At 69.9% G+C, this 26,917-nt stretch carries 22 protein-coding genes and 2 pseudogenes; 15 read left to right on the top strand and 9 right to left on the bottom strand.

Annotated elements, in window-relative coordinates:
* Positions 1 to 2 precede the first annotated feature (2 nt).
* The 10 genes and pseudogenes from ACVV2G_RS08980 to ACVV2G_RS08935 form a co-directional block, all read left to right on the top strand.
* Positions 3 to 1,208: a cytochrome P450 gene (locus tag ACVV2G_RS08980; RefSeq protein ID WP_453842077.1), complete on the top strand. Its 1,206-nt coding sequence runs from the start codon at positions 3 to 5 to the stop codon at positions 1,206 to 1,208.
* Positions 1,209 to 1,353: 145 nt separating this feature from the next.
* Entirely contained in the window at positions 1,354 to 1,638 is a 285-nt protein-coding gene (locus ACVV2G_RS08975) for a phosphopantetheine-binding protein (RefSeq protein ID WP_453842118.1), read from the top strand.
* Positions 1,639 to 1,652: 14 nt separating this feature from the next.
* Entirely contained in the window at positions 1,653 to 2,720 is a 1,068-nt protein-coding gene (locus ACVV2G_RS08970) for a ketoacyl-ACP synthase III family protein (protein ID WP_453842076.1), read from the top strand.
* Entirely contained in the window at positions 2,710 to 3,843 is a 1,134-nt protein-coding gene (locus ACVV2G_RS08965; RefSeq protein WP_453842075.1) for an acyl-CoA dehydrogenase family protein, read from the top strand. Before ACVV2G_RS08970 ends, ACVV2G_RS08965 begins: the two co-directional genes overlap by 11 nt.
* On the top strand, positions 3,840 to 5,624 hold the full coding sequence (locus tag ACVV2G_RS08960; RefSeq protein WP_453842074.1) for a non-ribosomal peptide synthetase: 1,785 nt from the start codon (positions 3,840 to 3,842) through the stop codon (positions 5,622 to 5,624). Before ACVV2G_RS08965 ends, ACVV2G_RS08960 begins: the two co-directional genes overlap by 4 nt.
* Positions 5,617 to 7,344 carry a cobalamin-dependent protein gene (locus ACVV2G_RS08955; protein WP_453842073.1) on the top strand — a complete coding sequence of 576 codons (1,728 nt, stop codon included), beginning with the start codon at positions 5,617 to 5,619 and terminating at the stop codon, positions 7,342 to 7,344. Before ACVV2G_RS08960 ends, ACVV2G_RS08955 begins: the two co-directional genes overlap by 8 nt.
* Positions 7,345 to 7,508: 164 nt before the next feature.
* Positions 7,509 to 8,489 (top strand): polyprenyl synthetase family protein, encoded by a 981-nt coding sequence (locus tag ACVV2G_RS08950; protein ID WP_453842117.1) that lies wholly within the window; start codon positions 7,509 to 7,511, stop codon positions 8,487 to 8,489.
* A 40-nt stretch (positions 8,490 to 8,529) separates the two neighbouring features.
* Positions 8,530 to 9,678, top strand: coding sequence for a flavodoxin-dependent (E)-4-hydroxy-3-methylbut-2-enyl-diphosphate synthase (gene ispG / locus ACVV2G_RS08945; RefSeq protein WP_453842072.1), 1,149 nt, complete (start codon positions 8,530 to 8,532; stop codon positions 9,676 to 9,678).
* The gene (locus ACVV2G_RS08940) at positions 9,675 to 11,456 is read left to right on the top strand and encodes a 1-deoxy-D-xylulose-5-phosphate synthase (RefSeq protein WP_453842071.1); all 1,782 of its coding nucleotides are present in this window, start codon (positions 9,675 to 9,677) and stop codon (positions 11,454 to 11,456) included. The genes ispG and ACVV2G_RS08940 overlap by 4 nt, the downstream gene beginning before the upstream one ends.
* Positions 11,453 to 11,857, top strand: a pseudogene (locus ACVV2G_RS08935) (SDR family NAD(P)-dependent oxidoreductase); the annotation flags it as partial. The gene ACVV2G_RS08940 and the pseudogene ACVV2G_RS08935, both read left to right, overlap by 4 nt.
* Positions 11,858 to 11,944: 87 nt before the next feature.
* Here ACVV2G_RS08935 and ACVV2G_RS08930 read toward each other — a convergent pair.
* The gene (locus tag ACVV2G_RS08930) at positions 11,945 to 13,399 is read right to left on the bottom strand and encodes a serine hydrolase domain-containing protein (RefSeq protein ID WP_453842070.1); all 1,455 of its coding nucleotides are present in this window, start codon (positions 13,397 to 13,399) and stop codon (positions 11,945 to 11,947) included.
* Between the two features lie 47 nt (positions 13,400 to 13,446).
* Positions 13,447 to 14,493 carry a cytochrome P450 gene (locus ACVV2G_RS08925; RefSeq protein WP_453842069.1) on the bottom strand — a complete coding sequence of 349 codons (1,047 nt, stop codon included), beginning with the start codon at positions 14,491 to 14,493 and terminating at the stop codon, positions 13,447 to 13,449.
* Positions 14,494 to 14,738: 245 nt separating this feature from the next.
* Between ACVV2G_RS08925 and ACVV2G_RS08920 the strand changes: the two genes are divergently transcribed.
* Positions 14,739 to 15,752, top strand: coding sequence for a Gfo/Idh/MocA family protein (locus ACVV2G_RS08920; RefSeq protein WP_453842068.1), 1,014 nt, complete (start codon positions 14,739 to 14,741; stop codon positions 15,750 to 15,752).
* Between the two features lie 77 nt (positions 15,753 to 15,829).
* Here ACVV2G_RS08920 and ACVV2G_RS08915 read toward each other — a convergent pair whose 3' ends face one another.
* Entirely contained in the window at positions 15,830 to 16,831 is a 1,002-nt protein-coding gene (locus ACVV2G_RS08915) for an alpha/beta hydrolase (RefSeq protein WP_453842067.1), read from the bottom strand.
* A gap of 363 nt (positions 16,832 to 17,194) precedes the next feature.
* Between ACVV2G_RS08915 and ACVV2G_RS08910 the strand changes: the two genes are divergently transcribed.
* Positions 17,195 to 18,337, top strand: coding sequence for a nucleotide disphospho-sugar-binding domain-containing protein (locus tag ACVV2G_RS08910; RefSeq protein ID WP_453842066.1), 1,143 nt, complete (start codon positions 17,195 to 17,197; stop codon positions 18,335 to 18,337).
* Positions 18,338 to 18,377: 40 nt separating this feature from the next.
* On the opposite strand, the gene ACVV2G_RS08905 is transcribed toward ACVV2G_RS08910, so the two are convergent.
* On the bottom strand, positions 18,378 to 19,313 hold the full coding sequence (locus ACVV2G_RS08905; protein ID WP_453842065.1) for an NAD-dependent epimerase/dehydratase family protein: 936 nt from the start codon (positions 19,311 to 19,313) through the stop codon (positions 18,378 to 18,380).
* 19 nt (positions 19,314 to 19,332) lie between these two features.
* Complete coding sequence (locus tag ACVV2G_RS08900; RefSeq protein WP_453842064.1) at positions 19,333 to 19,908, bottom strand: dTDP-4-dehydrorhamnose 3,5-epimerase family protein; 576 nt, start codon at positions 19,906 to 19,908, stop codon at positions 19,333 to 19,335.
* Positions 19,909 to 20,346: 438 nt separating this feature from the next.
* Here ACVV2G_RS08900 and ACVV2G_RS08895 point away from each other — a divergent pair, with 438 nt between their 5' ends.
* Positions 20,347 to 21,441, top strand: a complete 1,095-nt coding sequence (locus ACVV2G_RS08895) for a cytochrome P450 (RefSeq protein WP_453842063.1) — start codon at positions 20,347 to 20,349, stop codon at positions 21,439 to 21,441.
* An 80-nt stretch (positions 21,442 to 21,521) separates the two neighbouring features.
* Entirely contained in the window at positions 21,522 to 22,334 is an 813-nt protein-coding gene (locus ACVV2G_RS08890; protein ID WP_453842062.1) for a class I SAM-dependent methyltransferase, read from the top strand.
* Positions 22,335 to 22,447: 113 nt separating this feature from the next.
* Here ACVV2G_RS08890 and ACVV2G_RS08885 read toward each other — a convergent pair.
* Together ACVV2G_RS08885 and ACVV2G_RS08880 are read right to left on the bottom strand one after the other, a co-directional pair.
* Positions 22,448 to 23,484: pseudogene (locus tag ACVV2G_RS08885) on the bottom strand (ISL3 family transposase); the annotation flags it as partial.
* Between the two features lie 235 nt (positions 23,485 to 23,719).
* Positions 23,720 to 24,601, bottom strand: coding sequence for an NmrA family NAD(P)-binding protein (locus ACVV2G_RS08880; RefSeq protein WP_453842061.1), 882 nt, complete (start codon positions 24,599 to 24,601; stop codon positions 23,720 to 23,722).
* Positions 24,602 to 24,729: 128 nt separating this feature from the next.
* Here ACVV2G_RS08880 and ACVV2G_RS08875 point away from each other — a divergent pair, with 128 nt between their 5' ends.
* Complete coding sequence (locus tag ACVV2G_RS08875) at positions 24,730 to 25,638, top strand: LysR family transcriptional regulator (protein ID WP_453842060.1); 909 nt, start codon at positions 24,730 to 24,732, stop codon at positions 25,636 to 25,638.
* A gap of 97 nt (positions 25,639 to 25,735) precedes the next feature.
* On the opposite strand, the gene ACVV2G_RS08870 is transcribed toward ACVV2G_RS08875, so the two are convergent.
* Together ACVV2G_RS08870 and ACVV2G_RS08865 are read right to left on the bottom strand one after the other, a co-directional pair.
* The gene (locus tag ACVV2G_RS08870) at positions 25,736 to 25,921 is read right to left on the bottom strand and encodes a hypothetical protein (protein ID WP_453842059.1); all 186 of its coding nucleotides are present in this window, start codon (positions 25,919 to 25,921) and stop codon (positions 25,736 to 25,738) included.
* 359 nt (positions 25,922 to 26,280) lie between these two features.
* Positions 26,281 to 26,917: RHS repeat-associated core domain-containing protein (locus tag ACVV2G_RS08865; RefSeq protein WP_487248107.1), on the bottom strand; the 637-nt coding region annotated here is incomplete at its 5' end.

The raw sequence follows: 26,917 nt of genomic DNA, 5'->3' as shown, positions 1-26,917 counted from the left end.
AGATGACGGCGACCGAACAAGGGACCCGGCTGGCCGACCAGTCCGCCGATGCCGCGACGATGCTCGCCTGGTTCCGGCGGATGCGGGAGAGCGAACCCGTCAGCCATGACGAGGAAGCCGGTGTGTGGCACGTCTTCCGCCACGCCGACGTGGAGCGCGTCCTCGCCGACCCCGGCACCTTCTCCTCCGACTTCAGCTCGTTCATGCCGGCGCAGGAAGACGTCGACCGCTTCATCAAGGGCAACCTCCTGCGCAAGGACCCGCCCCAGCACCGCAAGCTGCGCACCCTGGTGAGCAAGGCCTTCACCCCGGGAGTGGTCGCGCAACTCGCCCCGCGCATCGAGGTGATCGCCGACGGACTGATCGACGCGAAGGCCGGCGCCGACCAGCTGGAACTGGTCGCGGACCTGGCGTCCCCCCTCCCCGTCACCGTGATCGCCGAACTGCTGGGCATCCCCGCCGAGGACCGCCCGATGTTCGGGCGCTGGGCCGACTCCCTGGTCGCCCCGGAGAGCCAGACGTCTTTCATACCGAACGAGGACCGCACGAAGGCCATGGCGGTCGTCATGCGGGAGATGAACGCCTACTGCCTGGAGCACATCCGCCGGCGGCGGGCCGCGCCGGGCCAGGACCTGGTCAGCAAGCTCGTGGCGGCGGAGGTGGACGGCCAGCGCCTGGACGACGACGAGATCATCGGATTCGTGGGGCTGCTGCTGCTCGCCGGACACATCACGACCACCGCGCTGCTGACCAACGTCATCCTGTGTCTGGACGAGTTCCCGGACGTCGCCGCGGCACTGCGCGCGGACCCGAGCGCCCTGCCCGGCGCCATCGAGGAGGTACTGCGCTTCCGTACCCCCTTGGCTCCGAGCATGCGCAGGACGACGCGAGAGGTCCGGGTCGGCGAACACACCGTGCCGGCGGGCAGGATCGTGCTCGCCTGGCTGGCCTCGGCCAACCGGGACGAGCGACGGTTCACGGCGCCGGACACCTTCGACATCCATCGCGCACCCAATCCGCACCTGAGTCTCGGCCACGGGATCCACTTCTGCCTGGGAGCACCGCTCGCCCGCCTGGAGGGGCGGATCGCCCTGGAGAAGATGCTCGGCCGCTGGAGCGGGATAGCGGTCGCGGACGGCGTCGAGTACCACGACGCGCGCGGCATCGTCGGAGCCAGGAAGCTCCCGCTGCGCGTGCGTTGGGCCTGACGGCCCCCAGAAGTGAGGGTACTGCCCGGCGAACAGGGGTGCGAGGATAAGGCGCATCCTCCGTAGAACAGCACGAAAAGGTCGCTTTCCCCGCCATATCGGGGAATGGCGCCCCCTTCGTCAGGAGGACCGAGGTTCTGTGGACATGGTCACGGAAAATTCAGAGCCAGTCGATCCCGAACGTGTTCTCGCCCGACTCGACTCGCTCCTCAGGGATGTCTGGGACGACCTGCCCGCCGACGTACCGGTGGAGCGCGACGCGTCGTTCCTCAGCCTCGGCGTCGATTCGCTGACGCTGGTTCTGCTGCTCGACAAAGTAGGCGCGGAATTCGACATCGACTGGGAGACCGAGGCGTCACCGGGCGCCGCCAGTTCGCTGCGCTCGATCGCGGATCTGGTCGTGCGAAGGCGCTCCGGCAACACCGCTTGAGTAGGGGGGGACTTGTGCGTATCCGGGACATCTACCTCGCCGGAATCGGCGTGTTCCTGCCCACGGCGCAGAGCATCGGATCGGCGGTGGAACAGGGGCTCGTCCCGGCCGGCACGGCGGCGGAGTACGGACTGGCGGGGGTCGCGGTCGCGGGACGGACCGCGGCGCCGGAGATGGCCCTGGCCGCCGCGCAGGAGGCGCTCAAGAGCAGCGGGACGAGCGCCGAGGACATCGGGCTGCTCCTCTACACGGGCGTCTGGCACCAGGGCCCCGACGGCTGGGGCCCCCAGGCGTATCTGCAACGGCACCTGCTCGGCGACGACCTGCTCGCGATCGAGGTCAGGAACGGCTGCAACGGAACCTTCGGCGCGCTGGAACTCGCGGCCGGGTACCTCAAGGCTTTCCCCCATGTCCCGGCGGCGCTGGTCACCGCGAGCGACAACTTCGGCACGCCGTTGATCGACAGGTGGAACCCCGGCGACGGGGTGGCCTACCTGGGGGACGGTGCCAGCGCCGTCGTGGTGAGCACCACGCCGGGACTCGCGGAGCTGCGTTCCCTGTGCTCGGCCACGTTCTCGGCGATGGAGGAGGCCCACCGGGGCGGTGAGCCGCTCTTCCCGCCCAGCGCCACCACCGCCACCGCCCTGGACTACGGGGCCAGAGGCGCCGCCTTCCAGCGCGCGGCCGAGGAGGACGGCTCGTGGGTGCGGCTGCTCCTTGGCCACCAGAGGCACAACGTCGTCTGCACCGAGCAGGCGCTGGAGGAGGCCGGCGTGACGGCGGACGACATCAAGCACGTCCTCATCCACGGCATGCCGCGCCGGGCGGCCGCCTCCTACCTCAAGATCCTCGGTTTCCCCCTCGAACGGTCGACGTGGGACTTCGGCAGGACCGTCGGGCACCTCGGCGCGAGCGACCACATGGCGGCGCTGCACCACCTGCTGGCGACGGAGCGACTCCAAGCCGGGGACCACGTGCTGCTGTGCGGCTTCTCCCCAGGAGTGACGTACAAGGCGGCGGTCGTCCGCGTCCTCGGCACCGACCCGACCCGGAAACGTGAGGCCCAGGCCAATGGAGTTTGACCTCACCGAGGAACAGCGGCAGCGGATCCGGCGCATGCGCGACGCCGCCGGCCGCCTGCCCCGCCCCGAGCCGGGGGAGGCCGCCGGAAGAGACGTGTGGCAGGCCGCGGGAGAGTCCGGGATCACCGGCCTGTGCCTGCCCGAGGACCACGGGGGCGGCGGGCTCGGCGCGCTCGACACGGCTCTCGGCCTGGAGGCGTTCTGCGCGGGCGGCGCCGACACCGGGCTCGCCTTCGCGATCGCGGCGCACCTGCTGGCCTGCGGCACCGCCCTCGCGGAGCACGCCGGCGAGCCGGTCCGGGCCGAACTGCTGCGCGGCCTCGGCTCCGGCAGGACGATCGCCGCCAACGCGATGACCGAGGACGGGGCCGGTTCGGACGTGAGCCGGCTCGCGACGACCGCGGTGCGCGACGGCGACGCGTACGTGCTCGACGGGGTGAAGTCCTTCGTCAGCAACGGCCCCCTGGCCGACATCCTCGTCACCTACGCGGTCACCGCGCCCGCCGCCGGGTTCCTCGGACTGTCCGCGTTCGCCGTCCCGACGGATCTGCCGGGACTGCGGATCGGCCCGCCCCTCGCCAAGGCGGGACTGCACGGCTGCGTCGCCGCCCGGGTGGAGTTCTCCGGGTGCCGCGTCCCCGGCGCGTACCTGATGGGTGTGGAAGGCCAGGGCAGCGCCATCTTCCAGACGTCCATGATCTGGGAGCGGGCGTGTCTGCCCGCGATCTACCTGGGCACGATGGAGGCCCAGCTGCGGCGCTGCGTCACGCACGCCGGGCAACGGCGGCAGTTCGGCCGGCGCATCGCGGACTTCCAGGCGGTCTCCCACCGTCTGGCCACCATGAAACAGCGCCTGGAGAGCAGCCGCCTGTTGCTGTACCGGGCGTGCTGGCAGGTCGACCGGGGCAGCCAGGACGCCGGTCAGGCGGCGGCCCTCGCCAAGGTCGCCGTCGCGGAGAGCGCGGTCGCCAACGGCATCGACGCCGCGCAGGTGTTCGGGGCGAAGGGATATCTGACTGCGGAGGGCGTCGGCGGCCGGCTGAGCGACCTCGTCCCCCTGCACATCTTCTCGGGGACGACGGACATCCAGCGGGAGATCATCGTCAAGGGGATGGGCCTGTGAGCAAGCCCGCCAACCTCCACGCGCTGCTCGCCGACGCCGCGGCGCGCACCCCCCGGGCCCCGGCCGTGGCGGGCCCCTGCGGCACGGTGACCTACGCGGAGCTCGACGCCCGCGCCGACGCCGTGGCCCGCGTCCTGGCCGGCCAGGACGTCGGCCGCGGCGACCGCGTCCTCGTATGGGGTCCGAAATCGGCGGACGTGCTGGCCGCCATGCAGGCCGTCCTGCGGCTCGGCGCCGTCTACGTCCCGTTCGACCCCCTCAGCCCCGCGGAGCGGGTCGAAACCCTCGCCCACGAGTGCGCGGCACGCGCGCTGTGTGCCCCGGCCGAACTGCTCCCACGCGTTCCCGACACCCTACGGACCGCTCTGGCCTGCGTCGACATCGAGACGCCGGACAGCGCCGCCGGGGCGGACGGGGACGCGCGCGCAGCGCCGTATGTCGTCGTCGGCGAGGACGAACCCGCCTACATCCTCTTCACCTCGGGTTCGACAGGAACGCCGAAAGGCGTCACCATCAGCCACCGCAACGCCCTTGCGTTCGTGGAGTGGGCCGTCGAGGAGTTGTCGGCAGGGCCAGGGGACAGGTTCGCCAACCACGCCTCGTTCTCCTTCGACCTGTCGGTCCTCGACATCTACGCCGCGTTCGCGGTGGGCGCGGCGGTCTGCCCCGTCCCCACCGCATTGGCGTACGCCCCCGCACGCCTGGTCGAGTTCCTGTACCGGGAGCACATCACCGTCTGGTACTCCGTTCCTTCCGTGCTGAGCCTCATGCGGCGCGACGGCGGCCTGTTGGACCGGCCGGCCCCCGCGGCGCTGCGTGCGGTGCTCTTCGCGGGCGAACCCTTCCCCGTCCACCAGGTCCGGGAGTTCGCCGAGTGGACCGACGCCCGGCTGCTCAACCTCTACGGCCCGACCGAGACCAACGTGTGCACCTATCACGAGGTCCGGCCCGGGGATCTGAAGCGCGACGTCCCGGTCCCGATCGGCGCGGCCTGCAGCGGCGACCGCGTCTGGGCGGCCGGTCCCGACGGCCGGGCGGCCGGACCCGGTGAGGAGGGCGAGCTCATGGTCGACGGCCCGACCGTCTTCCTCGGGTACTGGGGGCGGCCGGCCCAGCACGGCCCCTACGCCACGGGGGACCGGGTCAGAGTCCGGGCCGACGGCTCCTTCGACTATCTCGGGCGCGCCGACGCACAGGTCAAGGTCCGGGGCCACCGCATCGAGTTGAGCGAGGTGTCGGTGGCACTGCACACGCATCCGGAGGTGGCCGAGGCCGCGGTCGCCGCCGTGGGGGACGGGCTCGAACGGCATCTGGCCGCGTTCGTGGCCAGGACCCCGGCGAGCACCCTGGGGAACATCGGGCTCAGACGCCATCTGGCGCGGCGGCTGCCCCCGCAGATGATCCCCGACGACGTGCGTTTCGTCGACGCGCTGCCCCGCAACGACCGGGGGAAGCTCGACCTCACGGCCCTGGTCTCCGCACACAACATACGAGGGGTGTCAGTGACAGCCAGGCAGGAACGAGAAGAGATCGCAGCGAAGCTGCTCGCGTTCATCCGGGAGAGCTTCCTGTCCGGAGACCCTCAAGGAGAACTCGCGGGTGACACACCACTCCTCGAACTGGGCATTCTCAACTCGCTGAACACCACGATCCTGATCGCCCACATACTCGACGAGTTCGAGGTCAAGCTGCCCTGGAGCGAGGTCACTCCGGAAAGCTTCAAGAACGTCGACAACCTCAGCGCGATGGTGCACGAGAGGCGGTCGTCCGCCCATGCATGAGCTGAAGTCCGACATGTTCCTCCTGCACGCACCGAGCGTCTTCGACTTCCGCGAGCGTGACGATCTCCTCTTCGCCTATCTGAGTGACAGCGACAGCGTCAACGTGACCTCTGTGTACGAGATGTATCCGATCGGCTGGTTCTCGATCAAACAGCATCTGGCCGAGCACGACGTGCAGTGCGACATCGTCAATGTCGCCTCGCTGATGCTGATGCACCCCGAACTCGACGTCGAAGCGCTGATAGGCCGGCTCGAAGCACCCATCTTCGGTTTCGACCTGCACTGGATGACGCAGTGCTACGGCGCGATCGAGCTGGCGAAGCTCGTCAAGCGGGTCCATCCGGACGCGCTGACCGTCTTCGGCGGCATCTCGGCGACCTACTACGCCGAGGAACTCGCCCGGTACGACGCGGTGGACGTCGTGGTGCGGGGCTACGACACCCTCGAACCCGTCCGCCTCCTCACCGAACAGGTGCTGAGGGGAGACCGGGACTTCCGCTCGATCCCGAACCTTCTCCACACCTCCGGGGACGAGGTCGAATCCACGGGGTTCGACCACAAGCCACAGACCAACTACAACAACGTCGCCAACAGTTGGTCGTACTACAAGAAAACACCGGTGACGCCGCTCTCCAGCAAACTCATCATGACGCTGCCGAACACCGGATGCGCCCACGACTGCGGCTGGTGCGGAGGCTCCCGCTTCGCCTACCGCAACATCATGGGCGTCCGCAAAACCCTCGTGCAGAAGGACAACGACCTGATCATCGAGGAGCTCAGGACGATGGGGGAGGCGGCCAAACACACCTCCATCTACGCCCTGCAGTGCTACTCCGAGAACAAGACCCGCATGCACAGCTACCTCGACGCCGTGCACGACTTCGGTTATCGGAGTGTCTATTTCGAGCAGTTCAACCTGACGCCGGACGACACCCTGAAGAAAATGGGCGAATCCACCGACGCCTACGTCCTGCTCTCGCCCGAGTCCCACGATCCCAGGATCAGCAAGGCGGCGGGGCGCGGCACGTTCACCATGGAAGAGATGGAGCGGTGGATCCCCCGGGCGCTGGACGCCGGGATCAAGGGCGTCATGGTGTGGTTCTTCATCGGCATGCCGTATCAGGACCGCCAGTCGGTGATGGACACCGTCGCCTACTCAGAGCGCCTGATCCGCAAGTTCGACGGATGGCCCGCACTGCCGCTCATCTGCCCGATGGTGCCCTTCCTCGACCCCGGATGCCGCTTCTTCGAGGAACCCGAGAAGCACGGCTACCGGATCTTCCACCGCACGCTTGAAGAACACCGGCAGGCCATGATCGAACCGATCTGGTACCGCCGCCTCAACTACGAGACGCAGTGGCTCAGCCGACGCGATCTTCAGGACGTCTCCTACGAGGCGATCGCACGGCTCGTCAGCATCAAGGGCGAATACGGCGTGCTGCGCAGTGAATTCTGCGAGGCCGTACTGGAGACCATCGACCAGACCCGGCGACTGCTCGGGGAGATGGAACGCGCCCTCACACTGGACGGCGAGCTGCCCGCCTCCCTCCGGGACGAGATGCGCGCGTACAACCGCAAGATCCTCGCCTACTCCAGCGATCAGATCCTGCCCATGCCGCGCCCCTTCGGCGGGCGCTGGTTCGACGATGTGACGGTGCCCGCCGAACTGATCAGCGAGGTGTCGGGCCCGAACGCCCGGGCGGTGAGCCACCCCGTGTGAGGCCCACCTGCCCGGCCCGACGGAAAGTACCTCCGTTCCTGAGCATGAGACTTCCGAGGTGAGCTGTGCATGCCGAGACGGCAGCAACCCAAGACCTGTACGGCCCCAGGCCCCCAGACGCCGCGCCGAGGGCGACCCCGCCGGAGATCGAGCGCGTGAACCGGATGGTGACCCCGATCCTCCAACAGGCGGTCACCCGGTTCGACGACCGGCTCCGGCCCATGGTCGCCCACCACTTCGGGTGGCCGTCGGGTGATCTGCCGACGGCCACCACCAGCGGCAAGATGGTCCGCGCGACCCTCACCGTGCTGACCGGCGAGTGTTTCACCAGCGACGCCGAGACGATCTCCCGCGTCGCGGCCGGGGGCGCCGCCGTGGAGATGATCCACAACTTCTCCCTCATCCACGACGACGTCATGGACGGTGACAAAGAACGCCGCGGACGCCCGGCCGTCTGGCACGAGTACGGGATCCCGGCCGCCATCCTCACGGGCGATCTGCTGCTTGCGCAGGCCCCGTTGATGCTGGACGGGCCCTCGGCCGCCGACCCGCGCGCGACGCGGCTGCTGGCCGAGGCCGTGACCCGGCTCGCCGCCGGACAGATGGCCGACCTCTCGCTGGAGGGCCGGGCCGAGGCCAGCCCGGACGAGGCGCTCGCGGTCGCCGCGGACAAGACCGGGGCTCTCCTGGCCTGCGCCTGCGAGCTCGGCGCCCTGCTGGCCGGCGCCTCCGAGGAGGCGACACGACGGTTCAGCCGGTTCGGTCTCCGGCTCGGTCTCGCCTTCCAGATCGCCGACGACATCCTGGGCATCTGGGGCGACCCCCGGCGCACCGGCAAGCCCGTCGGCTCGGACCTGCGCAGCAGAAAGGGCAGCTTCCCCGTGACGGCCGCCCTCGCCTCCGACACCCCGGAAGCCGCCGAACTGGCCCGCTTCTACGCCGACGAGGGGCCGGTCGGGGAGGACGAGGCGCGCCGCGCCACCGGGCTGGTCACCCGGGCCGGCGGCCGGGCGAGGGCGGTGCGGGAGATCGAGCGCTTCGAGATGCTGGCCCGCGAGGAGCTCAGCTCCGTACGGGGACTGCCGGTGGACCGCGTGGCCGCCCTGCTCTCGCTTACCAACTACCTCTCCAACCGGAACCATTGATGGGCCGGCACCCCGCACGAGCCGGAATTGGAGGCCCCGCATGAGTACCGTCGCGCGCGTCCCGCTCGGACGGCCCACGCCCCGGCGCCGTAAGACACGACAGATGACGGTCGGCTCCGTCGGCGTCGGCAGCGACCACCCCGTCTCCGTCCAGTCGATGACGACGACCGTGACCGCGCGCGTGGACGAGACGCTCCAGCAGATCGCCGAACTGACGGCCGCGGGCTGCGACATCGTCCGGGTCGCGGTCCCCTCGCGCGACGACTGCGAGGCCCTGCCCGCCATCACCGCCAAGTCGCCGCTACCCGTCGTCGCCGACATCCATTTCCAGCCCCGCTACGTCTTCGCGGCGATCGAGGCGGGCTGCGCGGCGGTGCGGGTCAACCCGGGCAACATCAAGCGTTTCGACGACCGGATCAAGGACATCACCCGCGCCGCGAGCGACCACGGCGTGCCGCTGCGCATCGGCGTCAACGCCGGGTCGCTCGACCCCCGCGTCCTGGCACGGCACGGCTCGGCGACCGCGGAGGCGCTGGTCGAATCGGCGATGCGGGAGGCCGAACTCTTCACCGAACACGGTTTTCACGATTTCAAAATCTCCGTGAAGCACCACGACCCGATGGTGACGGTCGAGGCGTACGAACTGCTGGCCCAGCAGTGCGAGCAGCCGCTCCACCTGGGCGTCACCGAGGCTGGTCCGATCCAGCAGGGCACGGTGAAGTCGGCGACCGCCTTCGGCTGCCTGCTCCGTCAGGGCATCGGGGACACCATCCGGGTCTCGCTCTCGGCGCCGCCGGTCGAGGAGGTGAAGGTCGGGGTCGAGATCCTGCGGTCGCTGGGGCTGCGCCCGCGGCAGTTGGAGATCGTCTCCTGCCCCTCCTGCGGTCGGGCCCAGGTGGACGTGTACCGGCTGGCGGAGGAGGTCTCCGCCGGGCTCGAGGGGCTGCCCGTGCCGCTGCGGGTCGCCGTCATGGGATGCGTGGTCAACGGCCCCGGGGAAGCGCGCGAGGCCGATCTCGGAGTCGCCTCCGGGAACGGCAAGGGCCAGATCTTCGTCCGCGGCGAGGTCGTGCGGACGGTACCGGAGAGCCGCATCGTCGAGACGCTGATCGAGGAGGCGCTGCGGATCGCGGAGGAACAGGGGCAGGAACCGGGGTACGAGGGCGGGGAGGGCGAGACACGGTCATGACCTTGCTCCAGGACATCACCTCACCCGCCGACCTCAAAAGGCTCGATCGGGGCCGCGACGGTGAACTGTGCGCGGAGATACGCGAGTTCCTCGTCCAAGCCGTGGCCAGGACGGGCGGCCACCTCGGTCCGAACCTCGGCATGGTCGAACTGACCGTCGCGCTCCACCGCGTCTTCGAGTCCCCGCGTGACGTGCTCCTCTTCGACGTCGGCCATCAGGCGTACGTGCACAAACTGCTGACCGGCCGGGCAGAGCGGTTCGGCGGCCTGCGCTCGGCCGGCGGGCTGTCGGGCTACCCCTCGCGAGCGGAGTCCGACCACGACGTCATCGAAAACTCCCACGCCTCCACCGCACTCTCGTACGCGGACGGTATGGCCAGGGCGTTCGCGCTGCGCGGGGACCATGACCGCAAGGTGGTCGCCGTCGTCGGCGACGGCGCGCTCACCGGCGGACTGGCCTGGGAGGCGCTCAACAACATCGGGGCCGCCCCCGAGCGGCCCCTGGTGATGGTCCTGAACGACAACGGGCGGTCCTACCGGCCCACGGCCGGGGCGCTCGCACGGCATCTGGACGCGCTCGGCAGACAGCCCACGGACCACTCGGCCTTCTTCGAGAGTCTGGGGATCGCCTACCTGGGAGCCGTCGACGGCCACGACTGCGCCGCGGTGGAGGAAGCCCTGCGGACCGCGGTGCGGATGCGGCGCCCCGTGGTCGTCCACTGCCTGACCGACAAGGGGCGCGGCTACCCGCCGGCCGCCCGCGACGAGGTGGACTGCTGGCACGCGGTGGGGCGCTTCGACGCGGCCACCGGCGCCGTCCCGAGGCCGGGCGCGCCCTCATGGACCGATGTCTTCGCCGACGAGATGCTCACCCTGGCGGCCGAACGCCCGGAGGTGGTCGGGATCACCGCCGCCATGACCGTCCCGGTCGGCCTGCACAAGTTCGCCGCCAAGTTCCCCGACCGGGTGCTCGACGTCGGCATCAGCGAACAGCACGCGGTCGCCTCCGCCGCCGGGCTCGCCACCGCCGGGCTGCGGCCGGTGGTGGCGATCTACTCGACTTTCCTGGCCCGGGCGTTCGACCAGGTACTGATGGATGTGGCCCTGCACCGTCTGCCGGTCGTGTTCGTGCTGGACCGGGCCGGTGTGACCGGGCCCGACGGACCGAGCCACCACGGCATCTGGGACCTGTCCTGGCTGTCCCTCGTGCCCGGGCTGCGGGTGGCCGCTCCCCGCGACACGGCACAGCTGGGCCTTCTGCTGCGCGATGCGCTGGACCGGGACGACGGCCCGACGGTGCTGCGGTTCCCGAAAGGGCCGGCACGGGCCGGCGTCGAGGCTGTCGAGCGGGTCGACGACCTGGACGTCCTGCGCGCGCCGCGGAACCCGGACGTGCTGCTGGCAGCCGTCGGCCCTCTGGCGAGCGCCTGCACGGAGGCGGCCGCGCTGCTGGCCGGTCAGGGCGTGGAAGCGACCGTGGTCGACCCGCGCTGGGTGGCGCCCGTTCCCGACGCGCTGGTGACGCTGGCGAGCACGTATCCGCTGACCGTGACCGTCGAGGACAACATCGGCCGCGGGGGGTTCGGCGAGCGCCTCGGCCGGTCCGTCGCCGAGACCGGTGCCAGGACGCGCGTGGCCTGCCTCGCCCTGCCGACGGACTTCCTCGGGCCCGGTGGCCGGGACGCGTTGCTGCACGCTCACGGTCTGTCGGCACCGGGGATCGCGGAGCGGGTTCTCGCCTGGACGACCGCGACCACCGGCGCGGAGGAGGGCGCATGACCGACACCACGCACACACAGCCCGGACAGCCGCCGGGCGTGCGGGACATGGCCGGCGTGAAGGCCCTGGTGACCGGAGGGACCAGCGGGATCGGCCTGGCGACCGCGATGGCGTTCGCCGGGCGCGGTGCGGACGTCGCCGTCACCGGGCGGGACGAACAGCGTGGGCGGCAGGTCGTCGAGGCCATCGCCGAGACCGGCGGCGTGGCGGACTTCATCGCCGCCGAACTGTACGGAGAGTCCCCCGCGAGGCGCCTCGCGCAGGCCGCGGTGGCCCGGTTCGGACGGATCGACGTACTGGTCAACAACGCGGGCGCCTTTCCGTTCGGCCCGACCGAGCGGACGACGGAGGCGGACTTCGACGCGGTGTTCGGCCTCAACGTCAGGGCGCCGTACTTCCTCGTCGCGGAGCTCGCGCCCGCGATGGCCCGGCGCGGGCACGGCGCGATCGTCAACGTCACCCCGGGCCGTTGGCCGACCGGGGACAGGTCACGCCCGCCTGCCGGACCAGAAGCGCACCGGCGACGGCTCCTCGAACCCCTTGCTTCCCCATTCCCTGCGCGCGAGCTTGCGGAACAGGCCACCGACCGGGCAGTCCGTGTCCAGGTACGCGTCGATGCGCTGCTCGCGCACCGCGGCCTGCATGTCCAGGTAGCCCTCGACGAAGCGCGCCTCGTCGAATGCCGCGGTGGAGGACGCCCCGACCCCCCGCGACGCCTTGGCCATCCGGGAGATCTGCCCCTTGTCGAGTTCCGCCCCCAGCAGCCCGGCGAACCTGTCTGCGGCCACGAGCCCCATCGCGTACGCGTTCCACTCGGCGCGGCTGGGCAGGCTGCGCGTGTCGGTCTTTCCGCCGAGGATCCAGCCCGCGATCTCCTGGGCGAGGATGCCGAAGGAGTACTGGTCGGGCGGGTTGAAGACATCACGCTGGTCCGCGAGGTTCGTGCTCACGGTGACGCAGAACGGCTTCGCCGCGTTCGGGTAGGCGAGCGAGACGGACCACCATCCGAACGCGTAGTGGCCCACCGAGCGGACGCAGTGGTCGGCCGCCTCCGGATCTCCGGAGAGATGGACACCGAACCCCACCTGGCTCCCGTCCCGCGCCGTCGTGCGCGGCCGCAGGATCTCCTTCGCGACATCGCCGCCGAACAGACCCTCGCGGCCGGTCAGCGCCAGCATCAGCCGCGTGTAGTCGGCGCAGGACATGACCGCTCCGACCGCGTGGTAGGTACCGCACTCGTGCCACGGCAGCGGGACGGCGCGGTCGCCGAACACCATGTGCCCCGTCGTGCAGCGGCTCCGTACCTCGTCCCAGTCGGGGCTGTCGAGCCAGGCGGTGGAGTGCATGGTGAGCGGGTCGAGGATCTCGGCCTTCACGTACTCGCCCAACGGCGTCCCGGTCACCGCCTCGGCCGTCAGCGCGGCCACCTGGTACATGAACGAGGACGACTGCCAGCCGCTCGCGTCCGCCGAACTCACGAAGCGGGGCGCGTCCGTGCCGTACTCGTGGACGACACCGCGCTCGACCACGCGCTCGATGTAACGCATCGCCGGCTCGGGCCGCTCGACCCAGTCGTATCCGTCCGTAGCGGCGCCGCTCATCATGGACAGCGCCTTGGCCAGCGTGATCGTGCCACCGAGCGGATTGACGACCGCAAAGGGCAGATGCGCGTCGATGGGTGCGTCCAGGTCGAGCGCGCCGGAGTCGGCCAGACGTGCGATCGCGGTGGCCACCAGGAGTTTGCCGAGGCTGCCGACGCGCATGGTGTGCGACGCGGTCACCGGAGCGCCGCTCTCCACGTCCGCGAGGCCGTACGGCATGGTCAGCGGGGTTTCACCCGCGAAGCCGACGCTGATGAGGGCGCCGGGGGTGCTGGTGACCTCCAGCACCGGGGGAGCGACCCGGTCGACGGCCGCTCGCAGCGCATCCGGCGTCAGAGTCATACGGGTTCCTCTCGTTCTTCGTCCATCGGCCCGCCGGGAGGGGGGACCTACCAAGTGACAGGGAGGGACGTGGGAATGGCGGCGAACGAACCCGGGCGAACCGTCAGGTCCTCGACCGGAACCGTCAGGCGCATCCGCGGAAAGCGCGCGGTCAACTGGGTGAGGGCGGCCTGCAGTTCGAGCCGGGCGAGGGGAGCCCCGATGCAGTACCGCAGTCCGAAGCCGAAGCAGAGGTGCGGGTTGTCCCCGCGGGTGATGTCGAACCGGTCGGGGTCGGGAAAGACGTTCTCGTCATGGGTCGCGGCGTAGATGTCGAGCATCACCAGCTCGCCGCGCCGCACCTTGGTCCCGGCGATCTCCAGGTCCTCACGCGTGTACCGGATGACCGGGGGCAGCAGCCGGCTGACGACCCGTACGCTCTCCTCTGCCGCCGTGGGCGCGAGTCCGGGGTTCTCGCGCAGCGCCCGCCACTGCTCCGGGGAGTCCAGCAGAAGCGCCGTGCCGACGCAGAGCGCCGTCGCCGTGGTCTCGTAGCCGGCGAACAGCACACCCATCGTGAGCTGGGCGACCTGGTCGTCGGAGAGGGTGCCGTCCTCGCACAGCCAGGAGACGACGTCCTGCGTCGGGTGCGCGCGCTTACGGGCGATCAGTTCGTGGCCGTAGCGGTGCAGGGCGGCAAGACCCGCCGCCGAGCGCTCCCGGTCGCGGGCGTCGCCCACCGCCGTCGTCCACTCGTCCAGGAGCTCCCTCTCCTCCACCGGGACACCCAGGAGCTCGCCGATCACCTCCCGCGGCAGGAGCAGCGCGAGGGCCTCGGCCAGATCCGACGGCGGGCCCTGCTTCTCGAGACGATCCAGGAGTTCGCCGGTCAGCGCCTCGACCCGGGGGCGCATCGCCTTCACATGCCCCGCCGAGAAGAACGGCTGGAGCCGCGAGCGCATCGTCGCGATCCACTTCTGCTCGGTCTCGTAGTCGCCGCGCGGACCGTCGAGCAGCTCCGAGGCGCCACTGCGCGCGGCGTTCTCGGGGTCGTGATGGCTGCGGCCCAGACGCGGATCGGCGAGCAGCTGTTTGATCTCCTGATATCCGGTCACGAGCCAGGCGGGGTCCCCCACGGCAGTGCTGACCCGGTGCACCGGAGCCTGTTTCTGCAGGGCCCGTAGACCGCGTTGCGGTCGAGCCGGATGCGGTGGGTCGAGCGGAAGTCGAATCCCGGCGGCCATACCTGATTACCTCTTCCTGTAAGCACCGGACGTCACTCTTCCGAAGGCCGTCGGGGCCGAACATCCCTGATTTTGCGGGGGTACCCCTGTCCGCGGCCCCGGCGTTACCATCCACCATGTTTCTGGAACAGCGACCAGGGCCGGTGAGATTCGGCGTGCTCGGTTGCGCCGACATCGCGTGGCGGCGGACACTGCCGGCGATGCGGGCTGAGTCCTCCATCGAGATACGGGCGGTGGCGAGCCGCAACCCGACGAAGGCCGAGCGCTTCACCGGAAGTTTCGGCGGAGCGGCCGTAAAAGGCTACGCGGAACTGCTGAAGCGGGACGATGTGGACGCCGTCTATATTCCGCTGCCTGCCGCATTGCACGCCGAGTGGGTGGAGCGTGCGCTCCTGGCGGGCAAACACGTCCTCGCCGAAAAGCCGCTGGCCACCCGGTCGCCGGAGACCGCCCGCCTTTTTGACCTCGCGAGCGAACGCGGGTGCCTGCTGCTGGAGAACATGATGTTCCTGCACCATCCGCAGCATCGCCGCGTCGACGCACTCGTCTCCGGCGGAGCCATCGGTGAACTCCGCTCTTTCGAAAGCACGTTCACCATTCCGCCGAGGCCACCGGAGGACCCCCGCTACCTGCCCGATGTCGGGGGCGGCGCCCTGGTGGACATCGGGGTCTACCCCCTCCGTGCCGCACTGCGGTTTCTCGGGGCGCGCCTCCGTCTCGTGGGCGGGGCGCTCCGCGTCGAGCGGGCGCGGGGCGCCGTGGTGGGCGGCAGTGTGCTGCTGTCCGATCCGGCCGGTGTCACGGCGCAGCTCCACTTCGGCATGGAGCACTCCTATTGCAGCGCCTATGAGGTGCGGGGCTCGTCCGGGCGCCTCCGGCTCGACCGGGCCTTCACACCGCCGCTGGACCATCGCCCCACCTTGCGGGTCGAGCGGCAGGACGGGGCCGAGGAGATCACCCTTCCCGCGGGGGACCAGTTCGCGAACATCGTCGCCGCCTTCGCCGCCGCCGTACTGTCCGGCGAAGGCGACGTCGCACGAGACCTGGCCGCCCAGAACGCCGACTCGCTCCGCCAGGCCGAGCTCGTCGACGCCATCCGTGACGGGTCCGAGTACGCGTACACGTCCTGAGCCGCCCCTCCTGGGCCGCATCGGACGTGTCCGGCCGACGCGTCGAACGCGTCGGCCGGACAGCGGGACGGGCTGCCCTACGGAGCCGCGATCCCCTTGGCCCACTGCAACATGAGGGCGCTCGTGGCCGGCGCGGTCGTCGCCAGCGCCAGATCGTGCCCCGTCTGCGGGACCATCGCCACCTTGAGCTTCGCCTCCGGCAGGTAGAACTGCGACTCGTGGGCGAGCACGCTGCTCGGGTCGTCGCAGTCGTACGCGGTCACCCCCTGGCACTCCAGCCAGTCCTGCGCGCCCGCGACGACGAGCACCGGCACCTTGATCCCGTACGGCGGGGCCGCCGGCTGGGTCACCGCCATCGGCTGGACGTCCTTGGTCTCCTCGTCCTTCGCCACCACCGCCGGGTCGGTCGTGGCCGGGTAGTGGAACATGGAGCCGCGCGTGCCCGGCTTGGTGGTCAAGTACCCGTCGTCATAGCCGCTGTTCGCGAACTTCGGGTCCTGTACCGCCGGGTACAAGTTGGCGCTCACGGTCGCGGCGTGATCCGGATTGTGGCTGTTCAGCGCGCTGGTGAGGATCGCTCCGTCCACGTCGCCGTACCGCGGTATCTCGCGCCACGCGTAGAATGAGCCGAGCGCGTGTCCCACCCAGAGCACCTTCTTGAACGCCTGCCCGCCGACCGTTCCCTTGCGCAGGGCGGTGATGGCGTCGTGCAGCGCGACGGTCCCGGCGTCGCCGGTGACCACGCTGCTCTGCGGGTGGGAGCTCTTGCCCGAGCCGATCGGGTCCACGTTGAAGGTGGCGTACCCGGCCGCGACGGCATGGCGCACATAGGAGTAATAGCCCTTGCCGACCGGGAAATCCCAATAGACGTGATTGTAGAACCCGCCGTGCACGAGAAACTGCACGGTGGTGGGGCGGCGATCGGTGGGCCGGCACAGCTCACCCCACATGGTTTCGGTCGCCTCGCCGGAATCGGAGAGACGGACCGGCAGCGAGTACGACGTGCAACTCACGGCCTGCGACGCCTCGTCCGCCGCCGTGGCGGGCGTCGACGTGGCGACCAGGCCGGTGACCGTCATGAGCGCCGCTATAAGTAAGTATTTCCAGGAAGCATGTCTGACTGACACAGGATCACTCCTCCGCAACCGAAGTGAACGAATTCCACAGGGAAGTTGTGGCGGCACCAGGGTCCGGTTCGGAGACCGGAGTGGGGGCCATAGTGGGCACCAGCCCACTATGGGGCCTGTGTTCATCTTGTCAATAGCCCGCAGCTTCCCGTACCAGATATGTCCGTGCAGCGGTACCCCGATCAGCAAGGCTTGTCGCGACGGCTGCGGAGCGGCAACGCTGGGGGCCCACCGCCACATCTGCTGACGAGAATGGTCGGGTATCGGATGCGCATACTGTTCATTCCGGCTTCCGCGCCGTCGCACTATTTCCCGATGGTGCCGCTGATGTGGGCCTGTCGTACCGCCGGTCACGATGTCTGTGTCGCCGCGCAGCCCTGGGGCGAATCGGTCGTCGTGAGTTCCGGGGTGTCGATGGTCACCATCGCCAAGTCCTTCGACATGACCGAGGAACTGGCACGGCACCGGCGGAGGGGACCGGTCGAGACCGCGCCGGGCGCCCCGCCCGCGCTGTATCAGACGCTGGTCGACGCCCAGGTCCGCTTCGCCATGGAGGCCGCGGACGACGTCGTGTCCCTGGCCCGCGACTGGCGTCCCGACCTGGTCGTCGCCGACCCGCTCGTGCTCGCCGCGCCCCTGGCGGCAGCGGCGGCGGACGCACCGCTGGTCCATCACCTCTGGGGCCCGGACCTGCTGCGCGGCTCCGGGTACGGCTACCCGGGATGCGGGATGGCGCCGGACGACTGGCCCGAACCCCTGCGCGAGCTGTACGCGCGCCACGGATGCGAGCCGCGCACCGAGAACGCCGCCACGGCGGTCGATCCATGGCTGGAGAGCATGCAGATCTGCGAGATCCCGTCGCGGATCCCGCTGCGGTTCGTCCCCTACAACGGCACCAGTGTGCTGCCGCCCTCGGTTCTCGCGCCCGCGAAGAAGCGGCGGGTGCTCCTCACGTGGGGCTCGATGCTGGTGATCCGGGACGGTATCGAGGCGTTCCCGGTCGCCGACGTCGTCAAGACGCTCCACGAGCACGACGTCGAGATCGTTCTCGCGGTCACGGGAGCCGACCGCGGCCTGGTCCCCGACCTGCCGTCGGGGGCGACCGTGGTGGAGAACGTCCCCCTCAACGCGATCATGTCGTCCTGCGACGCGGTCGTGCACCACGGCGGAGCGGGCACGATCATGACGGCCGCGTACTACGGGGTCCCGCAGCTCGGCATCGCGGCCACGCGTGACGTGCAGACCTGCTGCGCCCGGCTCGCCGCGACGGGCGCCGGTATCGCGGTCGACAGGGAGGACGCGACCGTGGACGCGCTCGCGAGCGCGGTCGCCTCCCTCCTGACCAGTGATCGGATCGGACCTGCCGCCACGGCACTGCGTGGCGAGGTCCTCGCCCAGCCGAGCCCCGCCGAGGTGACCGACCGTCTCGCCGCCCTCGCCGTCGCCCCCTCCCCGTAGCCGAAGACTCCTCGGAGGGGCGTGAGCCCCTCCGAGCCGGTCAGGAAGAGAGTGCGTCCGCCACGCCGGCGAGGCCGTCGTCCAGCCGGACGCGTGGCTGCCAGCCCGTGGCCGCGGAGAAGGACGACGGATCGGTGTGCACGTTCCCGAAGTCGGTGGCGTCCGCCCAGTCCGGCGGCGCCACGGTGACGACGGGCACGGGCGGGCGTCCGGTCCGCGCGGCGACCAGTTCGGCGAGCGTGCCGAACACCTCCCCGAGCCGCGCGGGCCGCCCGCTGCCCACCGGCCAGCTCGCGCCGCTGAGCGCCTCGGGCGCGCGCATCGCGGCGACGAAGGCGCGCGCCGCGTCCGTGACGTGCACCAGGTCCCGCTCGACGGTGCCGTCGTGCCACATGGTGATGGGCTCGTCGGCGAAGGCTTTGCGGGCCATCGCGGCGACCACCCCGCGGCCCGTCGCCCCGGTCAGCGGGGTACTCCCGTAGACGGTGGCGGGACGGAGCACTATCCCGCGTACCGCGCCGTTGCAGGTCGCCTCCTGGAGCACCTTCTCGGCCGCGATCTTCTCCCGTACGTAGTCATTGAGCGGTGCGCCCTCGGGGGCCGCCGCCTGGATGGTGCTGGCGAACACGACGATGGGCGACTTGCCGCGCACGGAGCGGATGAGCGTGTCGAGCAGGCCCGTACTCAGCCGCTCGGAGTCGCTGCCCGGCGCACGCCACGAGCGCCCGTCGGGGAGGTGGGCCGCCAGATGGATGACGGCGTCCGCACCGTCGACGGCGTCCCGTACCGCATGTGGATCGGTGAGGTCCGCGAGGTGCGTCTCGGCCGAGGAGGCCGGCAGCGGAAGTTTCCGCTCGCGGGAGACGAGCCGAAGGCGCACCGGGGCGTCGATGAGTTCGGCGGTGACCGCGGCGCCGAGAAAACCGGATGCGCCGAGTACGGCTACGAGCGGTCGGTTCCTGGTCGAGGGCAGCACGGTCGCTCCTCTCTGCCCGTCAGGCGGGGCCGGTGCAGCGGGGGAGTATCCCGGACGCCGCTGCCAGTCGCAGACCCGGCGCGGCCCTGTCCTTGTCGGAGATGACCGGTTCCTCGGAAAGGTCCCAGGGCAGGGCGAGTTCGGGGTCCAGCGGGTTGACGTCGATCTGGGAGCCCGGGACGAACTGCTCCGCGCACAGGTAGGTGATCCGGGTGTCGTCGGCGAGTGCCTGGTAGGCGTGGCCGAGACCGGGGACGAGGAAGACCAGTTCGCCGGAGTCCTCGGTGAGGGGAGCGGCCTCGAACGTGCCGAAGCCCGGCGAGCCCACCCGCAGATCGACCACGATGTCGAGCACCGCGCCGCGCGCGCAGCTGATCAGCTTGGCCTCGCCGGAATCGCCTCCGGTGCCGTGGACGCCGCGGATCGTCGAGCGCCTGCTGACCGAGACGTTGCCCTGGCGGACCTGGAAGGGAAAGCCGGTCGCGTGCTGGAGCTCCTCGATCCGGAAGGCCTCGAAGAAACACCCTCGACGGTCGTGGTACTTGTCCGGGATGATGCGGAATGCGCCCGCAATGGCCATTTCCTTGATCTCCAACGGTCGACCACCTCCGGTCCGGAGACGCCTGCATGTGTGTCATTGCATTGAGAAAGTAAAACACTGGTCATGCGTTCTCCAATATTCTGTTGGAGGAGCGGCCCGACGTCATCCCCCTATTTATTGGGGTCGTATTTTCGAAGGGTCTCGCGGGCTGGTTTTCCGGGCTCATCAGTGACCAGCGGAAACGTGCACAGTGAAATCTTTGACCGGCATCCGGCCGCAACCACCCACCACGGTCATGCGCCTGTACCTGGGTTGGCGTGTTGATCGGACGGGCATACGCTTGTTAGCGTCGCGATCATGGCTGAAGTCCTGGGAACTAATTCGCCCGACCGGACCCTGAACGGGAATTCCGATACCGGTGCCACCCCGGGTTATACGGTGCCGAAGCAGGTCAATGAGATGTGGCGGCAAAAGCCTGTACGCAGAATCACGATGCGGGACGGCCGCGAAGCCTGGCTGGTGACCGGAATGGCCCAGGTGCGCACCGTCCTCGCCGATCCGCGGTTCAGCCGCGTCGAGGCGCGGCGGCTCGGCGCCGTGATGAGCCCGGCCGTGATCTTCACCAAGCCCGGCATCCTCGACATGGACCCGCCGGAGCACACCCGGCTGCGCCGCCTGGTCGCCGGGGAGTTCAGCGCCCGCCGGATGCGCGGTCTTCGTCCCCGCATCCAGCAGATCGCCGACGAACTGATCGGGACGATGAAGGCGGCCGGGCCGCCCGCGGACCTGGCGGAGGGGCTCTCCTGTCCCTTGCCGATCGCCGTGATCTGCGAGATCCTCGGCGTCCCCTACGCGGACAGGGACCGCTTCCGCGCCTGGGCCGACCGTGTCAGTGCCCCCGGGACGCAGCCGCAGGAGGCGATGGCGGCGCTGCGCTCCCTCTTCGACTACATGGGTGGGCTGGTCGACGACAAGCGCGCCCACCCGGACGGCAGTCTGCTCCACGGCCTCGTCACCGCCCGCGACGAGCAGGGCCGCCTCGACACCGAGGAGCTGGTCACCCTCGGCTGCGGTCTTCTGCTGGCCGGCTACGAGACGACCGCGACCATGCTCGGCAAGGGGCTGCTGGCGCTGCTGGACAACCCGGACCAGCTGGCCGTGGTGCGCCGCGACCCGCGGGCCGTGCCCGCCGCCGTCTCCGAGGTGCTGCGCCACGTCACCCCCGGCGTCGACCCGCACACCGGACTGATCCGCGCCACCACGGCCGACGTGGACCTGGGCGGCACCACCATCCCCGCCCACAGCGTGGTCATCGCGTGCAACACGGCCGCCAACTTCGACCCGGCGACGTTCCGCGACCCGGACCGTTTCGACGTCACCCGTGAGAACGCCACGGCGCATCTGACGTTCGGACACGGGATGCACCGCTGTGTGGGGGCGCAGCTCGCCCAGATCGAACTGGAGGTCGCGTTCGCCGCCCTCTTCCCGGCCATTCCCGGACTGCGGCTCGCCGTCCCCGCCGACGAGATCACCTACACCCAATCCACGCTCATCAGGGGTCTGCGCTCCCTTCCGGTCCTTTGGTGAGAGTGCGGGACAGGTGCTGGTGAAGGCGGGGGTGCAACCCAGGGTTGACGTAGTGGGCGTGCGCCCACTATGGTCCGTCCATGGCGAATTCGAAGCTCGGCGGAGAACTCCATCAGCAGCGTGGCACGGCCGAAAACTACGGCCTGGACGCAGAACGCTACGACCGAACTCGACCCCGTTATCCGGATGGCCTGGTGGACCGTGTGGTGCGGTCGTGCCCGGGTAATGAGCTACTGAATGTAGGCGCGGGTACGGGTATCGAAGCGCGTCAATTCCAAGCGGCCGGATGTACGGTTCTCGGAGTGGAACCGGATGCCCGGATGGCGGAGTTCGCGCGGACCCACGGCACGGAGATCGAAATCGCGCGCTTCGAGGAATGGGACTCGGCGGACCGGCGCTTCGACGGCATCATCTCGGGCCAGGCATGGCACTGGGTGGACCCCGAGGCGGGTGCGGCCAAGGCGGCGTCGGTGCTGCGCCCCTCGGGACGCTTCGCCGCGTTCTGGAACGTCGCGGAGCCCCCGGCGGAGGTCCGCGAGGCCTTCCGGAAGATCTACGTCGAGGTGGTTCCGGACGCGCTGGCCACGCGGGCCTACAGCATGCCGACACCGCCCCCGACCAGCAGCTCGCCGCTGCTCACCAAGACCATCGAGGGCATCCGCAAGGTCGGCGGGTTCGGCGAGCCCGAGCAGTGGCAGTTCGAGTGGGAGTACGTCTACAGCAAGGACGAGTGGCTCGACCAGCTGCCCACCCAGGGGGACCACGGCCAGTTCGAGCCCGAGAAGCTGGAGAGGGTGCTGACGGAGGTCGGCGCCGCGATCGACGCCATGGGCGGCAGCTTCGACATGAAGTACACCGCTGTCGCGGTCACCGCGACGCGTCCCGCGTCCTGATCCGACGCAGCTTGGGTTCTGGATCGTTGGGCGGGTGTGAGCGATCTGGTGGGGGACGCGCGGCATCTGTCACCGTCGGCGCAGGAGGCCCTGCGGTTGCAGGGAGTGTCTGATCATCGGCCCTGTCTCACATTCGTTGGTGACGGAGGGTGGCGTTGTCCGAGGAGGATGCGGTGGCGGAGCAGGGTGAAGCCTGCTCGGCCGTGCGTCTGGCGCGCGATTCGCTTGGTCCTGGTGTTGACACCTTCGGTGGGGCCGTTGCTGTACGGAAGTGTGAGTGCGGCGTTCACGGCACCGCGGTCTCGCTCCAGGCCCCGGGTGAAGGGGTGCAGATGGGTCAGATTGGCTGAGCGAACCTCGACGATCCAGCGCGTGAGCCCGTCGGCGTTTCCTGCGCAAGGCGTCTGGAGTGTGGCGAAGCCCCGGACAGCGGCGGCCGGTTGGGTCATCTGGAGGCAGGTGGCGGTAAGCCGTGCCAGAAGATCGTGATGTTCGGCCTTCAGGTTGTCGGGCCTGGTGAGGATGGTCCGGGCGAACCGGCGCGGGGAGATGTGGCTGCGGTCGGCGTCCGCACGGCCCTGGTTGATGTACTTGTGCAGGAGGTTCAGACAGCCGGTGAACCCGAGGGCCTTGATCTCTTCGAAGAGATGCTGGACGGGGACGGCGGGACCTTCGGCACGGCGTGTGCGCAGGTGCTCGCGGTAGGGGTCGACGAGGCCGGCGCGGTATTCGGGGACGCGGAGCATCCGCTCGGGCCGGTCGGCCCGAGCGTGGCGTTTGACGGTGTTCAGGGCCAGCTGCAGTCTGCGGGCGCACTCGAGCAGGTCCACGCCCTTCTCGAGCAGGTTGTGGATCTGGTGCCAGCGCTCCAGGGTCGTCCGCGCGCGGGGCCCTTCGTAGACGGGCGTGTCCTGAACGGCGGCCCAGCAGGTGCTGTGTGCCTTCACCTCGCCAGGGCGGCTTCGCGCGGGTTGTGCCACATGTGCCATCGGTCGGCGACCTGCACCGCGTCGGGCAGGGCGCGGCGGACGGCCTCGGCATAGGTCGCGGAGCCGCCACGGCACACGGTCTCGATGCCCGGATGCTCGCGCAGCCACGCTTCGAGCGTGCCGGCGGTGCGGTCGGGTAGCACGTCGATCCGTTCATGGGTCCCGCTCAACGAGGAGACGCCTGCCGTGGACCGTCCACCGTGCATTGGGGTGGGGCACCTGGGCCTACGGGGGTGTGAGGATCCAGAGAGCGACCGCGACCGGGACGCTCTGGCGAACGTCCCGGTCGCGGCACGCGATCCTATTGATTATTTGAAGGGGCGGCATCGCCCGATGGTGGTGTGCGGAGCCGCTTTCCCCGGTGCCGGCTGCGCCGGGCACTGACCGGCGTGCTGGTCAGGGCTGGACGGCCGGCTTCAGGACGTTCTGGCACCACTGGCGGAAGTCGGTCGCGGTGGCGGAGGCCGGGTCGCGGGGTTCGGCGTCGTAAATGCCGTTGTTCTGCGCGTTGACCATGTCGGCCATGTCCTGGGCCAGCGAAGGGCTCGCGCCGCGCTGCACCATCTGGTCCTGGAAGTCCGCAAGCGGCACCTGCTGGTAGCGCACCGTGCGGCCCAGGGTTTCGGTGATGATCTCGGCCATGGCGTCGGGGGTCAGGCTGTCCGGGCTGACCAGGGGAACGCGGGCCTGACCGTTCCAGGTGGTGTCCAGCAGAAGGTCTGCCGCGGTGGCGGCCACGTCCTGGGTGGCGACGGTCAGCAACGGTCGGTCCGCGGTGTTCGCCATGGAGAACACGCCCTGCTGTGCGATCGGCTGGGCCTGGTGGAGGACGTTCTCCATGAAGAACGGCAGCGCCAGCGCCCGGCACTGCACGCCGGTGCTCTCGATCAGCTCGTCCATGTCGAGTGCGGCCGACAGCAGGCCAGCCGCTCCGTTGTATCCGTGACCCAGGGAGGTGACGTGCACCATCCGCACGCCCCGGCCTGCGGCTTCCTGGGCGGCGGCCCGAGTGAAGTCCAGGTAGTAGCTCCCGGCGGGGCCGGCGTCCCGGAAGCCGGCCGGAGGCACGAGCCAGAACAGGCGGTCAGCGCCCTCCAGCGCCTTCGCGATCGTGTCCGCGTCGGCGTGTGAGCCCTCCACCACCTCCGCCTGCGCGCGCACGTGCTCCGCGAGGCGGGAGGAATCGCGGGCGATCACCCGCACCGGTTCACCGCTGTCCAGAACCCGGTCCAGGACCTGTCGGCCGATGTCACCGGTCGGCGTAGTAATAACGATCATGAGTGCCTCCATGCGTGGCGGTCGGCGGCGGATCCCAGGGGGGGCGTGCCGGGCGGTCGCTTTCGAGTGAACCTCGCGCAGCGGTTCGGGTGAAGGACCACCTTGGTTGCTATTGATACCCTGTGGGTATGAATGATTTGGAGGTGCGGCAGCTCCGCTACTTCGTCGCGGTCGCGGAGGAACTGCACTTCGGGCGGGCCGCCGATCGGCTGGGCATGGCGCAGCCCCCGCTGTCCCGCACGATCCGCGGCCTTGAACGACAACTCGGCGTGACACTGTTTGAGCGGACCACCCGGCAGGTGAAACTCACCCGTGCCGGAGAGGTCCTGCTGCGCGACGCCAGAACTGCCCTGGAGGCGGTCACCGCTGCCGCCCACCGGGCCCAGCACGCAGGCAGCGCCTCGCCCCGGCTGCGGGTCGCCCTCAAGGCCGACATCGACGGCGGCCTGCTGCCGCAGATCCTGGACGCCTACGGCACCGACCCCGCAGCTTTGCCCCCCGAACTGGTCCTCGGAGGGTTCGGCGATCAACCCCAGGCACTGCGCGATGGCCTCGCCGATGTAGCACTCATGCTCCGCCCCGTGGATGACCGAGGGCTGGACAGTGAACCGCTGCTGACCGAGCCGGTCCTGGTCGCGATGGCCGCCACCGACCCACTGGCCGCCCGTACCCGGCTGTGCCTGGCGGACCTGGCCGGCCGGAACCTCCCCAACGGCGCGCCGGCCGACGACGGCCAAACCGCGCCGTCCCCATCCGGGGGCGGGGGCACAGGGCAAGCCTCCAACTTGTCGGAGATCTTCAGTCTCGTCGAGACGGGCAGCATCGTGTTCTTCGCACCCGCCTCAGTCGCCCGACGCAACCCGCGCCCCGGGGTTGCCTACCGGCCGGTCAGTGACCTGCCGAACTGCACACTGGCCGTTGCCTGGCCCCAGGAAGCCCGTTCCCCGGCCGTCGCCGCCTTCGTACGCGCCGCTTGCGCGATCGCAGCCGCGCACAACGCACAAGGGGACACCCGAATGCAGAGCACGACCGCCTGAGCACCGACACCATCGATGCAAACACCGGCCGCTGGGTCGGGCCCACAGCGAGCCGGATCGTATGCCTGCGACAGGCAGCCGAGTCGTCCGTCCGTTGTCAACAACGCTTGTGGTCAATACACCTATGCGAGTCGATCACCCCGGCTGTCGGCTCCGTGTCCCGGCCCAGCTTCTCGCGGACCTGTCCGCGCAGCCGGTCGTGGAGCTCTTGGACCAGGCCGTGGTCACGCCAGCGGCGAAAGAACGCGTAGACCCGGTCCCAGGGCGGGAAGTCCCCTGGCATGGCCGGCCATTTGATGCCATGTCGACCAGGTAGCGGATCGCATCGAGTATCGCCCGGTGGCAGTACGCCTCCCCGGCTGGCCGCCCCGGCCACCCATCCAGGCCGGCACCGGCAGCAGCGGCCGGACCTGGGCCCACTCCGCGTCCGTCATGTCCGAGGGGTACCGCCGAACACGTTCCGGGTGATCGGCCGCATTCCCGAATCGGTGAGCGACACAATCACACATCGGTGCAGCTGAGTTGAACTCTCCACGGGCGCGAGCACGTACAACTGCGGCAACAGGGTCTCCTGGGTCTCGGTTGGCTTCGCAACCCCGAGCTACCAAGAGGCCCTGTTCCCATGCCCGGCACCGGCCGCGATCACCCGATCGAGACTCCCATTCGACGCACACCTCTCGCGATCTTGATGGTCAGATTCTCCAGTTCTGTCACCGTCGGACGGCGGTCAATCGTCACGCCTGCAGAGCCGGGAAGCCCCTCGCTCTTACGGGCCCCGTAGAGGAGCCGCGTAATCGCACTTGCTCCCGCCTCTGCGGCAATGCCGCTACTGGGGTTGACCGCAGTTCGTCGCCACCCCGTCATGCCGCCGATCCCAACGAGGGCGATTTGCTGGGTGAGTTCCTCCGCGGTCTCGGCGTAGAGGTCGGCGAGGGCGTCGCAGCCCTGCTGGCGGAGCATGTATTCGGCGCGGTAGAGGCGGTAGGCGGGGCGGACGGGGAGGTACTTGTCGACGAAGGCGCCGGCGCCGCCGTTCTGGCCGGTGAATGCGTCGTACGCGTCTCCGAGGAAGACGAAGGGGGACTTGAAGACGTCGACGAAGGCGTCGCCGAAGATGCCCGCTGCTTCGCCGAGGCTGTCGACGCGGTCGTTGTTGGGGTCGTCGGGGGTCAGTCCGCTGGGGTCGGTCAGGAGGGTGGGGACGTTGTCGGCGTAGGCGTAGGGCGATATGTACGGCGTGGTCTGGGCGCGGGTGGCGGGGTCGGGTCGGGTGAAGCGG

The sequence above is a fragment of the Streptomyces sp. JK94 genome (assembly GCF_053613315.1).
This window is presented reverse-complemented; position numbering and strand designations above follow the sequence as displayed.

Coding starts and splice junctions, on each gene's coding strand:
- ACVV2G_RS08980 (WP_453842077.1), top strand. CDS start 3: ATGACGGCGACCGAACAAGGGACCCGGCTGGCCGACCAGTCCGCCGAT.
- ACVV2G_RS08975 (WP_453842118.1), top strand. CDS start 1,354: ATGGTCACGGAAAATTCAGAGCCAGTCGATCCCGAACGTGTTCTCGCC.
- ACVV2G_RS08965 (WP_453842075.1), top strand. CDS start 2,710: ATGGAGTTTGACCTCACCGAGGAACAGCGGCAGCGGATCCGGCGCATG.
- ACVV2G_RS08955 (WP_453842073.1), top strand. CDS start 5,617: ATGCATGAGCTGAAGTCCGACATGTTCCTCCTGCACGCACCGAGCGTC.
- ACVV2G_RS08950 (WP_453842117.1), top strand. CDS start 7,509: ATGGTGACCCCGATCCTCCAACAGGCGGTCACCCGGTTCGACGACCGG.
- ispG (WP_453842072.1), top strand. CDS start 8,530: ATGAGTACCGTCGCGCGCGTCCCGCTCGGACGGCCCACGCCCCGGCGC.
- ACVV2G_RS08940 (WP_453842071.1), top strand. CDS start 9,675: ATGACCTTGCTCCAGGACATCACCTCACCCGCCGACCTCAAAAGGCTC.
- ACVV2G_RS08930 (WP_453842070.1), bottom strand. CDS start 13,399: ATGACTCTGACGCCGGATGCGCTGCGAGCGGCCGTCGACCGGGTCGCT.
- ACVV2G_RS08920 (WP_453842068.1), top strand. CDS start 14,739: ATGTTTCTGGAACAGCGACCAGGGCCGGTGAGATTCGGCGTGCTCGGT.
- ACVV2G_RS08915 (WP_453842067.1), bottom strand. CDS start 16,831: ATGACGGTCACCGGCCTGGTCGCCACGTCGACGCCCGCCACGGCGGCG.
- ACVV2G_RS08910 (WP_453842066.1), top strand. CDS start 17,195: ATGGTGCCGCTGATGTGGGCCTGTCGTACCGCCGGTCACGATGTCTGT.
- ACVV2G_RS08895 (WP_453842063.1), top strand. CDS start 20,347: ATGCGGGACGGCCGCGAAGCCTGGCTGGTGACCGGAATGGCCCAGGTG.
- ACVV2G_RS08890 (WP_453842062.1), top strand. CDS start 21,522: ATGGCGAATTCGAAGCTCGGCGGAGAACTCCATCAGCAGCGTGGCACG.
- ACVV2G_RS08880 (WP_453842061.1), bottom strand. CDS start 24,601: ATGATCGTTATTACTACGCCGACCGGTGACATCGGCCGACAGGTCCTG.
- ACVV2G_RS08875 (WP_453842060.1), top strand. CDS start 24,730: ATGAATGATTTGGAGGTGCGGCAGCTCCGCTACTTCGTCGCGGTCGCG.
- ACVV2G_RS08870 (WP_453842059.1), bottom strand. CDS start 25,921: ATGCCAGGGGACTTCCCGCCCTGGGACCGGGTCTACGCGTTCTTTCGC.